General features: G+C 72.3%; 11 protein-coding genes. 6 read left to right on the forward strand and 5 right to left on the reverse strand.

Annotated features, from left to right (window positions below):
• Positions 1 to 8: 8 nt before the first annotated feature.
• Positions 9 to 302, reverse strand: coding sequence for an MTH1187 family thiamine-binding protein (locus tag ACZ60X_RS13755; RefSeq protein WP_240124178.1), 294 nt, complete (start codon positions 300 to 302; stop codon positions 9 to 11).
• A complete protein-coding gene (locus ACZ60X_RS13760; RefSeq protein ID WP_469597540.1) occupies positions 299 to 643 on the reverse strand; it encodes a DUF3817 domain-containing protein in 345 nt (114 codons plus the stop codon). The genes ACZ60X_RS13755 and ACZ60X_RS13760 overlap by 4 nt, the downstream gene beginning before the upstream one ends.
• A gap of 159 nt (positions 644 to 802) precedes the next feature.
• Between ACZ60X_RS13760 and ACZ60X_RS13765 the strand changes: the two genes are divergently transcribed.
• The 4 genes from ACZ60X_RS13765 (at position 803) to ACZ60X_RS13780 (ending at position 3463) form a co-directional block, all read left to right on the forward strand.
• On the forward strand, positions 803 to 1435 hold the full coding sequence (locus tag ACZ60X_RS13765; RefSeq protein ID WP_469597543.1) for an AIM24 family protein: 633 nt from the start codon (positions 803 to 805) through the stop codon (positions 1433 to 1435).
• A 2-nt stretch (positions 1436 to 1437) separates the two neighbouring features.
• The gene (locus ACZ60X_RS13770) at positions 1438 to 2088 is read left to right on the forward strand and encodes an AIM24 family protein (RefSeq protein WP_469597546.1); all 651 of its coding nucleotides are present in this window, start codon (positions 1438 to 1440) and stop codon (positions 2086 to 2088) included.
• Positions 2085 to 2894, forward strand: a complete 810-nt coding sequence (locus tag ACZ60X_RS13775) for an AIM24 family protein (RefSeq protein ID WP_469597549.1) — start codon at positions 2085 to 2087, stop codon at positions 2892 to 2894. Before ACZ60X_RS13770 ends, ACZ60X_RS13775 begins: the two co-directional genes overlap by 4 nt.
• Positions 2895 to 2986: 92 nt before the next feature.
• The gene (locus ACZ60X_RS13780; RefSeq protein ID WP_071376406.1) at positions 2987 to 3463 is read left to right on the forward strand and encodes a MarR family winged helix-turn-helix transcriptional regulator; all 477 of its coding nucleotides are present in this window, start codon (positions 2987 to 2989) and stop codon (positions 3461 to 3463) included.
• Here the strand turns inward: ACZ60X_RS13780 and ACZ60X_RS13785 are convergent.
• The 3 genes from ACZ60X_RS13785 to ACZ60X_RS13795 all read right to left on the reverse strand — a co-directional run bounded on the left by ACZ60X_RS13785 (position 3438) and on the right by ACZ60X_RS13795 (position 7002).
• Entirely contained in the window at positions 3438 to 4640 is a 1203-nt protein-coding gene (locus ACZ60X_RS13785) for an MFS transporter (RefSeq protein WP_469597551.1), read from the reverse strand. The genes ACZ60X_RS13780 and ACZ60X_RS13785 overlap by 26 nt on opposite strands.
• A gap of 151 nt (positions 4641 to 4791) precedes the next feature.
• Positions 4792 to 5748, reverse strand: a complete 957-nt coding sequence (gene meaB / locus ACZ60X_RS13790; protein WP_469597554.1) for a methylmalonyl Co-A mutase-associated GTPase MeaB — start codon at positions 5746 to 5748, stop codon at positions 4792 to 4794.
• A 54-nt stretch (positions 5749 to 5802) separates the two neighbouring features.
• A complete protein-coding gene (locus ACZ60X_RS13795; protein ID WP_469597557.1) occupies positions 5803 to 7002 on the reverse strand; it encodes an acetyl-CoA C-acetyltransferase in 1200 nt (399 codons plus the stop codon).
• A gap of 149 nt (positions 7003 to 7151) precedes the next feature.
• On the opposite strand from ACZ60X_RS13795, the gene mce reads away from it, so the two are divergent.
• A complete protein-coding gene (gene mce, locus ACZ60X_RS13800; RefSeq protein WP_469597559.1) occupies positions 7152 to 7592 on the forward strand; it encodes a methylmalonyl-CoA epimerase in 441 nt (146 codons plus the stop codon).
• A gap of 210 nt (positions 7593 to 7802) precedes the next feature.
• Positions 7803 to 10553: polarized growth protein Scy (gene scy, locus ACZ60X_RS13805; RefSeq protein ID WP_469597562.1), on the forward strand; the 2751-nt coding region annotated here is incomplete at its 3' end.

Below are 10553 nucleotides of genomic sequence, written 5' to 3' on the forward strand. Positions count from 1 at the left end.
GGGGCGGGCTAGCCGGCCAGGTGGCGTTCGACGGTCTCGACCTTGGAGGTCAGACCGTCGGTCACACCGGGGCGGATGTCGGCCTTGAGGACGAGCGACACGCGCGGGGCACGCTCCTCCACGGCGGCGACGGCACGCCTGACGACGTCCATGACCTCGTCCCACTCGCCCTCGATCGAGGTGAACATGGCGTCCGTGCGGTTGGGCAGCCCCGACTCGCGGACCACGCGGACGGCGTCGGCGACGTACTCCCCCACGTCCTCGCCGACGCCCAGGGGCGTCACGGAAAAGGCGACGATCATGCGCCCACGACCCCTTCCTTGCGGGCGCGGGCGGCGATGACCTCGTCCTCGGCGGCGCGCTTGAGCTTGCGCTCGGCGAAGAAGCCGCCGGTGGGCAGCACGGACAGCACGAAGTAGAAGGCGGCGGTCTTCAGCGGCCACTTGGTGCGGTTCCAGGCGTCCGCCCAGAAGATCACGTAGAGGATGAAGAGGACGCCGTGGATCCCGCCCATGACGGGGACCGCGTTGAAGTCCGTGGTCCGCTTCAGCACCGAGCAGACCAGCAGGATCAGGAAGGACACGGCTTCTGGGGCCGAGACCAGGCGGAGGCGGCGGAGGGCGGTGGCGGTCTTGATGTCCACAGGTCACCTTCGGTGGGGAGTCGTCGACGCTTTGTGAATACGTGCACAAACGTTGCCCCATTGTGGCAAACGGCGGCCCTAGGGGTCCGCTCAGGGTCGGTGTCCACCTGTGGGCCCTGGTCCCTCCACCCGCGCCGCCGCTACGTTCACTGCGTGGCGATGTTCCGACTTCAAGGCAGCAGGGTGCTCGCCGTCGACATGACCGGGGACGCCGTGAAGGCGAAGAACGGCTCGATGGTCGCGTACGACGGGCAGATGTCCTTCAAGAAGCTGACCGGTGGCGGCGAGGGTCTGCGGGGGATGGTGACCCGCAGGCTCACCGGCGAGCAGATGACGGTGATGGAGGTGAAGGGGCAGGGGACGTGCTGGTTCGCGGACCGCGCGTCGCAGATCAACCTCGTGAACCTCACGGGGGACAAGCTGTACGTGGAGTCGAGCAACCTGCTGGCGACCGACGCCGCGCTGCGCACCGGGACGACCTTCACGGGGCTGCGCGGCGCCTCGCAGGGCAACGGGCTGTTCACGACGACGGTCGAGGGGCACGGGCAGGCGGCGCTGCTGTCGGACGGGCCGGCGGTGGTGCTGCGGGTCAGCCCGCAGTACCCGCTGATCGTGGACCCGGGCGCGTACATCGCGCACCAGGGCAACGTCCGGCAGTCCTTCCAGTCCGGTGTGACGTTCCGCACCTTCCTCGGGGAGGGCGGCGGCGAGGCGTTCCAGATCCGGTTCGAGGGCGACGGGCTGGTCTACGTGCAGCCGAGCGAGCGGAACACGATCGCGGGGGATCTGTAGAGATGGCGTTCCGGGAGATCAACTCCAAGATGGTCGAGGCGACCGTGCTGCCGGGGCAGCGGCTGTTCAGCCAGCGCGGGGCGATGCTCGCCTACCGCGGGGACGTGTCCTTCACTCCGAACATCCAGGGCGGCCAGGGCGGGCTGATGTCCATGCTCGGGCGCCGGGTGACGGGCGAGGCGACCCCGCTGATGACGGTCGAGGGCAGCGGCACCGTGTTCTTCGGGCACGGCGGCCATCACGTCCACGTCATCCACCTCACCGGCGACACCCTGTACGTCGAGGCGGACCGGCTGCTCGCCTTCGAGGGCACGCTGCGCCAGGGGACGATGTTCATGGGCTCGCAGGGCGGGGTCATGGGCCTGGTCCGGGGGCAGGTGACCGGGCAGGGCCTGTTCACGACCACGCTGCAGGGACAGGGCTCGGTCGCCGTGATGGCGCACGGCGGCGTCTTCGAGGTCCCGATCACCCCGCAGCGCCCGGTCCACGTCGATCCGCAGGCCTACGTCGCCCACCACGGCGAGGTCCGCAACAGGCTGTCGGCGGCGCTGGGGTGGCGCGAGATGGTGGGCCGGGGCTCCGGCGAGGCGTTCCAGCTGGAGCTGAGCGGCAGTGGCACGGTGTTCGTCCAGGCGTCGGAAGAGAAGCTATGAGCGGCTACGGAACCGCGGGCACCGGCCCGGTCGTGTACGACCCGATGACGCTGCCCGCCGACGACAACGTGAACGCGTACACGTTCTGCGTGGAGCTGAAGAGCGGGCAGTGGTTCCTGCAGAAGGGGAAGATGATCGCCTACTACGGGGCGATCGAGTTCAACGGCATCGGGCACGGGCGACTCGACCGACTTGTCCGCACCTCGTTCCATTCGCCACTGCACGCGAGCGACTGGGTCGTGGCCGAGGGCTCGGGCAGGATGCTGCTCGCCGACCGGGCCTTCGACGTCAATTCGTACGACCTGGACGACGGGAACCTGACCATTCGCGCGGGCAACCTGCTCGCTTTTCAGCCAAGTCTCGCGTTGAAGCAATCGATCGTGCCGGGTTTTCTGACCCTTATCGGAACCGGAAAGTTTGTCGCCGCATCTAACGGTCCGGTGGTGTTCGTGGAACCTCCGATCCGGGTCGACCCGCAGGCGCTCGTCGGGTGGGCCGACTGCCCGTCCCCGTGCCATCACTACGACCACGGGTACCTGACGGGCGTACTGGGCGGTCTACGTGCGATGACGGGCTTCGGCGGCGTCTCCGGCGAGGAGCACCAGTTCGAGTTCGTGGGCGCCGGGACGGTGCTGCTGCAGTCCTCGGAGAGCCTCATGGACGAGGCGGCGACAGGGGTTGTCCCGTCCGAACCGGGGGTACCCGGGGGTGGCACTCCGGGGCCGGGCGGACACGGTCCGCAACCGTCCGGGGCACCGCGCCTTCCCGGACAGCTGGGTGACCTCCAGCGTCGCTTCGGGCTGTGAGCGGTAGTCTGCGGAGTGTGACGTCGAACGCGTGCGCACTGTCACACCATCCAAAGTAGTTCGGAATTCAACTTCTTAGGTAGACTTCATTCATGGAGACCGAGACGGCCACGCGCTGGCTGACCGATGCGGAGCAGTGCGCCTGGCGCACCCACCTGGAGGTCAACAGGCTGTTGACGTACCAGTTGGAGAAGGATCTGCAGCCGTTCGGCCTGACGATGAACGACTACGAGATTCTCGTGAACCTGTCCGAGTCGGACGACGTACGGATGCGGATGAGCGACCTCGCCTCGGCGACGCTCCAGTCCAAGAGCCGGCTCTCCCACCAGATCACACGCATGGAGAACGCGAACCTGGTCCGCCGGGAGAACTGCGAGTCCGACCGCCGCGGGCTGTACGCGGTGCTGACCGAGCACGGCATGGAGACGATGAAGAAGGTGGCGCCACATCATGTCGCCTCCGTGCGACGGCACTTCATCGATCTGCTGTCGCCGGAGGCACTGACGGAGCTGGACAAGGCCCTCAAGCCGATCGCCGAGCACCTCAGAGGGCAGCGGGGGCGTCCCTGAGCCTGCCGCCGAGGGTCGCCGCGGCGCTGACCAGCGCCGCGGCGCCCGCCAGGGCGAAGCACACTCCCAGCGGGAGACGGCCGATCAGCAGGCCCGCCACCAGCGCACCTCCCGAACTCCCCGCGTTCACCGCCGTGTTGACCCAGGCACCGGCCTGCGTACGGCCGCCCTCGGGCGCCGACTCGTCGGCCAGGAGGTACGCCGTCGTCAGGGCCGGGGCGATGAACGCCCCGGCGAGCGCCATGGCGGCGGTGAGGGTCCACAGGTCCGGTGCCAGGCCCGCCGCGACCACCGTCAGCCCCAGGCCCACGGCGAAGCCGCACAGCCGTACCCGTGCCGGGACGCGCCACCGCACCGCCCCGGCCACCAGCCCGCCCACCGCGCTGCCCGCCGACAGGGCGCCCAGCACCCACGGGACCAGGGCGGTGTCGTAGGAGCGCTGGGTGGCGAAGGCCATCACCAGCAGTTCCACGCCGCTCAGGGCGAGCCCGGTACCGGCGGCCACGGCGACCGGGGCCAGCAGCCCGAAGAGGGCGCCGGACCTCTGCCGGGGTACGGCGGGGCGGGGGCCCGGCAGCCCCGGGGACGTGACGAAGACACAGGTGCCGCCCACGTTCAGCAGCGCGCTCAGCAGGATGCCGCCGGCCGGCGGGGCCACCCCGGCCAGCCCGCCGACCAGCACCGGGCCGGAGACGTACAGCAGCTCCTCGGCGACCCCGTCCAGGCTGTAGGCGCGGGCCAGCATGTCCGGGTGCGGGGCCAGTTCGGCCCACACCGCGCGCATCGTCGGACCGAGCGGCGGCGCACAGGCGCCCGCGAGCGCGGCGGCCACGGCGACGAGCGCCGCCGGCGCGCCGGGGCGCCAGGTGAGCGCGGCCAGGGCGCACAGCGCGGCGCCGTACAGGACCGCCATCGGCGGCAGGGCCCGGCGGGGGCCGTGGCGGTCGATCAGGGCGGCCCGCACGGGCATCAGGAAGACCGTGGTGGCCCCGAAGAGGGACATCACGGCACCGCAGACGGCGTAGGAGCCGGTGGAGCGGGTGACGGACAGCAGCACGGCCAGGGAGACCGTGCCGTAGGACAGACGGGCCACCAGGGCGGAGGCGAAGGCGCGCCGGGCATGGGGCAGGCGCAGGACGGCAGCGTACGTGGGCCGCGCGGGGGCGTGCGTGGGCATGCGGAGGTTCCTCGGGGCGAGGCGGAAGAGGGACACCGAAGGACGCGGGGCCGGTCGGTCGACACGGCCTCGCGGTCCGGGTGCGCGCTCTACGCCAAGGAGAGGAACATGTCCCCCAAGTTAGCAGCGGGGACGGGGGGTTGGCGATCGGTCAGCCCTGTGTCAGACCCGTGACCAGTTCGTCCGCCGCGCGGTACGGATCCAGCTCGCCCGCGACGATGCGCTCCGCGAGGGCGCTGAGGCGGCGGTCGCCGTGCAGGTCGCCGATGCGTTCGCGCAGAGCCGTGACCGCGATGGTCTCCACCTCGCGGGCGGCGCGGGCCCGCCGGCGCTCGGCGAGGACGCCGCGCTCCTCCATCCACGCCCGGTGCTTCTCCAGGGCCTCCACGACCTCGTCCACGCCCTGCGCGCGAGCCGCGACCGTCTTCACGATGGGCGGACGCCAGTCGCCGGGGGCGCGGGCCTCGCCGAGGCCCAGCATGTGGTTCAGCTCACGGGCCGTGGCGTCCGCGCCGTCACGGTCGGCCTTGTTGACGACGTAGACGTCGCCGATCTCCAGGATGCCCGCCTTCGCCGCCTGGATGCCGTCGCCCATGCCCGGGGCCAGCAGCACCACGCTGGTGTCCGCCTGGGAGGCGATCTCGACCTCCGACTGGCCGACGCCGACCGTCTCGACCAGGATCACGTCGCATCCCGCCGCGTCGAGGACGCGGATGGCCTGGGGGGCCGCCCAGGCCAGACCGCCGAGGTGGCCGCGTGTGGCCATCGAGCGGATGTAGACCCCGGGGTCGGAGGCGTGGTCCGACATGCGGACACGGTCGCCGAGCAGGGCGCCGCCGGAGAACGGCGAGGACGGGTCGACGGCCAGGACGCCGACCCGCCTGCCCTGCTTGCGGTACGCCGCGACCAGGGCGGAGGTGGAGGTCGACTTGCCGACGCCCGGTGAGCCGGTCAGGCCCACCACATAGGCGTTGCCGGTCAGCGGGGCCAGGGCCGCCATGACCTCCCTGAGCTGCGGGGACGCCCCCTCCACCAGGGAGATCAGGCGGGCCACGGCACGCGGCCGGCCTTCCCTGGCCTGGGCCACCAGAGAGGAGACGTCCTGCATCACACAGCTCCGTTCACTTCAGCGACGTAACGTCAGCGGCGAAAAAGGGGGGGCTCAGGCCTTCGGTACCCGCACGATCAGCGCGTCACCCTGGCCGCCGCCACCGCACAGCGCGGCCGCGCCGACGCCGCCGCCGCGCCGCTTGAGTTCCAGGGCCAGGTGGAGCACGAGCCGGGCGCCGGACATGCCGATCGGGTGGCCCAGGGCGATGGCGCCGCCGTTGACGTTCACCTTTTCCGTGGACACGCCGAGGTCCTTCATTGACTGCACGGCGACGGCGGCGAAGGCCTCGTTGATCTCGATCAGATCGAGGTCGGCGACCTGAAGGCCGTCCTTCTTCAGGGCGTGCAGGATGGCGTTCGACGGCTGCGACTGCAGGCTGTTGTCCGGGCCGGCCACGTTGCCGTGCGCGCCGATCTCGGCGAGCCACTCCAGGCCCAGTTCCTCGGCCTTGGCCTTGCTCATCACGACCACGGCCGCCGCGCCGTCCGAGATCTGCGAGGAGGTGCCGGCCGTGATCGTGCCGTCCTTCGTGAAGGCCGGGCGCAGCTTGCCCAGGGACTCCACAGTGGTGTCGGCGCGGATGCCCTCGTCCTTGCTGAACAGGACCGGGTCGCCCTTGCGCTGCGGGATCTCGACCGGGGTGATCTCGGCCTCGAAGACGCCGTTCTTCTGCGCGGCGGCGGCCCGCTGGTGGGACAGGGCGGCGACCTCGTCCTGCGCGGCGCGCCCGATGCCGAGGCGGGTGTTGTGCCTCTCGGTGGACTCGCCCATCGGGACGTTGTCCCACGGGTCGGTCAGGCCGTCGTAGGCCATCGCGTCGAGCATCTCGACCGCGCCGTACTTGAAGCCGTCGCGGGACTTCGGCAGCAGGTGGGGGGCGTTGGTCATGGACTCCTGGCCGCCGGCCACCACGATGTCGAACTCGCCGGCGCGGATGAGCTGGTCGGCGAGCGCGATGGCGTCGAGACCGGACAGGCACACCTTGTTGACGGTGAGCGCCGGGACGTTCATCGGGATGCCGGCCTTGACCGCCGCCTGGCGCGCCGGGATCTGCCCGGCGCCGGCCTGGAGCACCTGGCCCATGATCACGTACTGGACCTGGTCGCCGCCGATGCCCGCACGGTCGAGGGCGGCCTTGATCGCGAAGCCGCCGAGGTCGGCCGCGGAGAAGGACTTGAGGGAGCCCAGCAGTCGTCCCATGGGCGTGCGCGCGCCCGCGACGATCACAGAGCTGGTCGTTCCAGAAGGCATGAGCTGCGATCCCCTTACCGGCCTGCGCGGCCGAGGAGTGAACGAGGGTTTACTTCGAATGTACTGAGTGGCACTCCGTGCCGTCATCGGCCTGTCAGTGTGATCGCGCGCACGTTGCGTAACCATGCGCCGGGCGCTGCACTGAATCCATGCTGACGCGAATCGACCACATCGGGATCGCCTGCCACGACCTCGACGCCACCGTCGAGTTCTACCGGGCGACATACGGCTTCGAGGTGTTCCACACCGAGGTCAACGAGGAGCAGGGCGTGCGCGAGGCCATGCTCAAGATCAACGAGACGTCGGACGGCGGCGCCTCCTACCTCCAGCTGCTGGAACCGACCCGCGAGGACTCGGCGGTCGGCAAGTGGCTGGCGAAGAACGGGGAGGGCGTCCACCACATCGCCTTCGGCACCGCGGACGTCGACGGCGACGCCGAGGAGATCCGCGGCAAGGGCGTGCGGGTGCTCTACCAGGAGCCGCGGATCGGCTCCATGGGGTCGCGGATCACCTTCCTGCACCCCAAGGATTGCCACGGCGTCCTGACAGAACTGGTCACTTCGGCCCCTGTTGAGAACCCTGAGCACTGACTGCCGTACATAAGGGCCGGTAGGGTTGGGGGCGGTCGTCCGCCGAACGCGGAGGACGGCCGCATGCCGGGGTCCGGGTTTTCGGGGGACGAGCGTCGGGGCAGCAGCCCGTGCTCCGCCGTTGATCTGACACCATTGCCCGGGGGCCCCGTTCGGCGGTTGGACGGAGCTCGTTGCAGAAGCTGACCAGGGGACGGATGGGACCGCGCAGTGCGGGGCTACGAGAGCCAGGAGCGAGAGCCGGCGGCTGACGTCGACCACCTCTCTCGGTTCGAGGCCGAGATGAAGCGGCTGAGGACCGAGCGCGAGAAGGCGATCCAGCACGCCGAGGACCTCGGCTACCAGGTCGAGGTGCTGCGCGCCAAGCTGCACGAGGCGCGCCGCACCCTCATGACCCGGCCCGCCTTCGACGGCGGTGACATCGGCTATCAGGCCGAGCAGTTGCTGCGCAACGCCCAGATGCAGGCCGACCAGCTGCGTCAGGACGCGGAGCGGGAGCTGAGCCAGGCCCGCGCGCAGACCCAGCGCATCCTCCAGGAGCACGCCGAGCAGGCCGCCCGGCTCCAGGCGGAGCTGCACCAGGAGGCGGTGACCCGGCGCCAGCAGCTCGACCAGGAGCTGGCCGAGCGCCGTGCCACGGTCGAGTCGCACGTCAACGAGAACGTGGCCTGGGCGGAGCAGCTGCGCGCCCGCACCGAGCAGCAGGCCCGCCGGCTGCTGGACGAGTCGCGTACGGAGGCCGAGCAGGCGCTGGCCGCCGCCCGCGCGGAGGCCGAGCGGCTGACCCGGGAGGCCCGCGAGCGGCTGCAGAGCGACGCCGAGACGGCCCGGGCGGAGGCCGAGCAGCTCCTGCGCCGCGCCCGTGCGGACGCCGAGCGGCTGCTGAACGCCGCCTCCACGCAGGCCCAGGAGGCCACCGACCACGCCGAGCAGCTGCGCACCGACGCGGCCGGCGAGTCGGACGCCGCCCGCCGGCAGGCCGCCGAGCTGAGCCGGGCCGCCGAGGAGCGGATGGCCGCGGCCGAGGAGGCGCTGCGCAAGGCGCAGACCGAGGCCGAGAAGCTGGTCAGCGAGGCCGAGCAGGCCGCGGCCAAGGCCCTGTCGAGCGCCGAGGCCGCGGGCGAGGCGCGTACGCGGACGGCGAAGGAGCAGGTCGCCCGGCTGGTCGAAGAGGCCACCAAGGAGGCCGAGAACACCCGCTCCGAGGCCGAGCAGCTGGTCGCGGACGCCCGCGCCGAGGCCGAGAAGATCGTCGCCGAGGCCGCCGAGAAGGCCCGCACGATCACCGCCGAGGAGACGGCGTCCCAGCTGTCCAAGGCGGCCAGGACCGCGGAGGACGTCCTCACCAAGGCGTCCGAGGAGGCCAAGCGGACCACCAGGGCCGCCGCCGAGGAGGCCGAGCGGATCCGCACCGAGGCCGAGGCCGAGGCGGACCGGCTGCGCGCCGAGGCGCACGACATCGCCGAGCAGCTCAAGGGCGCGGCGAAGGACGACACCAAGGAGTACCGCGCCAAGACGGTCGAGCTGCAGGAGGAGGCCCGCCGGCTGCGCGGCGAGGCCGAGCAGCTGCGCGCCGACGCGGTCGCGGAGGGTGAGTCGATCCGCGCCGAGGCCCGCCGGGAGGCGGTCGCGCAGATCGAGGAGGGCGCCAAGTCCGCCGAGGAGCTGCTGGCCAAGGCCAAGGCGGACGCCGACGAGCTGCGCAAGAGCGCGACCACCGACAGCGAGAAGGTCCGCACCGAGGCCATCGAGCGGGCCACCTCCCTGCGCCGGCAGGCCGAGGAGACCCTGGAGCGCACCCGCAAGGAGGCCGAGCGGCTGCGTGCCGAGGCCGACGAGCAGGCCGAGGCGGTGCGCGCGGACGCCGAGACCGCCGCGCGCGAGCTGCGCGAGGAGACCGAGCGCGCCGTCGAGGCCCGCCGCGCCGAGGCCGCCGAGGAGCTGACCCGGCTGCAGTCGGAGGCGCAGGAGCGCCTGGAGTCCGCCGAGCGGGCCCTCGGCGAGGCCCGCGAGGAGGCGTCCCGGATCCGCCGGGAGGCCACCGAGGAGTCCGAGCGGCTGCGCGCCGAGGCGGCCGAGCGGATCCGTACGCTCCAGCAGCAGGCCGAGGCCGAGGCCGAGCGGCTGCGGACCGAGGCCGCGTCCGACGCGTCCGCCTCCCGCGCCGAGGGCGAGGCCGTCGCCGTACGGCTGCGCTCCGAGGCGGCCGCCGAGGCGGAACGGCTGCGGACCGAGGCGCAGGAGACCGCCGACCGGGTGCGCGCGGAGGCGCAGGCCGCGGCCGAGCGGCTCGCCGCCGAGGCGTCCGAGACGCTGGCCGCCGCGCAGGAGGAGGCCGCCCGGCGCCGCCGCGAGGCCGAGGAGACCCTCGGTTCGGCCCGCGAGGAGGCCGACCAGGAGCGGCTGCGCGCCCGCGAGCAGAGCGAGGAGCTGCTGGCCTCCGCCCGCAGGCGGGTCGAGGAGGCGCAGGCCGAGGCGACCCGCCTGGTGACGGAGGCGGACCGGCGCGCCACCGAGATGGTCTCCGCCGCCGAGCAGCACGCCCAGCAGGTCCGGGACTCGGTCGCGGGGCTGCACGAGCAGGCGCAGGAGGAGATCGCCGGGCTGCGCTCGGCCGCCGAGCACGTGGCGGAGCGTACGCGGCGGGAGGCCGAGGAGGAGGCGGACCGGGTCCGCGCCGACGCCTACGCCGAGCGGGAGCGGGCGAGCGAGGACGCCTCGCGGATCCGGCGCGAGGTGGGCGAGGAGACCGAGGCCGCCAAGGCGCTGGCGGAGCGTACGGTCGCGGAGGCGATCGCGGAGGCCGAGCGGCTGCGCACGGACGCCGGCGAGTACGCGCAGCGGGTGCGCACGGAGGCCTCGGACGCGCTGGCCGAGGCCGACCAGGCCGCGTCCCGGACCCGGGCGGACGCCCGCTCGGACGCCAACCGCATCCGCTCCGAGGCCGCCACCCAGGCCGAC

This window comes from Streptomyces sp. NPDC104106 (assembly GCF_055584345.1).

Excerpts from the sequence above, each read along its gene's own strand:
- ACZ60X_RS13755 (WP_240124178.1), bottom strand. The coding sequence starts at position 302 with ATGATCGTCGCCTTTTCCGTGACGCCCCTGGGCGTCGGCGAGGACGTG.
- ACZ60X_RS13765 (WP_469597543.1), top strand. The coding sequence starts at position 803 with ATGTTCCGACTTCAAGGCAGCAGGGTGCTCGCCGTCGACATGACCGGG.
- ACZ60X_RS13770 (WP_469597546.1), top strand. The coding sequence starts at position 1,438 with ATGGCGTTCCGGGAGATCAACTCCAAGATGGTCGAGGCGACCGTGCTG.
- ACZ60X_RS13775 (WP_469597549.1), top strand. The coding sequence starts at position 2,085 with ATGAGCGGCTACGGAACCGCGGGCACCGGCCCGGTCGTGTACGACCCG.
- ACZ60X_RS13780 (WP_071376406.1), top strand. The coding sequence starts at position 2,987 with ATGGAGACCGAGACGGCCACGCGCTGGCTGACCGATGCGGAGCAGTGC.
- ACZ60X_RS13785 (WP_469597551.1), bottom strand. The coding sequence starts at position 4,640 with ATGCCCACGCACGCCCCCGCGCGGCCCACGTACGCTGCCGTCCTGCGC.
- meaB (WP_469597554.1), bottom strand. The coding sequence starts at position 5,748 with ATGCAGGACGTCTCCTCTCTGGTGGCCCAGGCCAGGGAAGGCCGGCCG.
- ACZ60X_RS13795 (WP_469597557.1), bottom strand. The coding sequence starts at position 7,002 with ATGCCTTCTGGAACGACCAGCTCTGTGATCGTCGCGGGCGCGCGCACG.
- mce (WP_469597559.1), top strand. The coding sequence starts at position 7,152 with ATGCTGACGCGAATCGACCACATCGGGATCGCCTGCCACGACCTCGAC.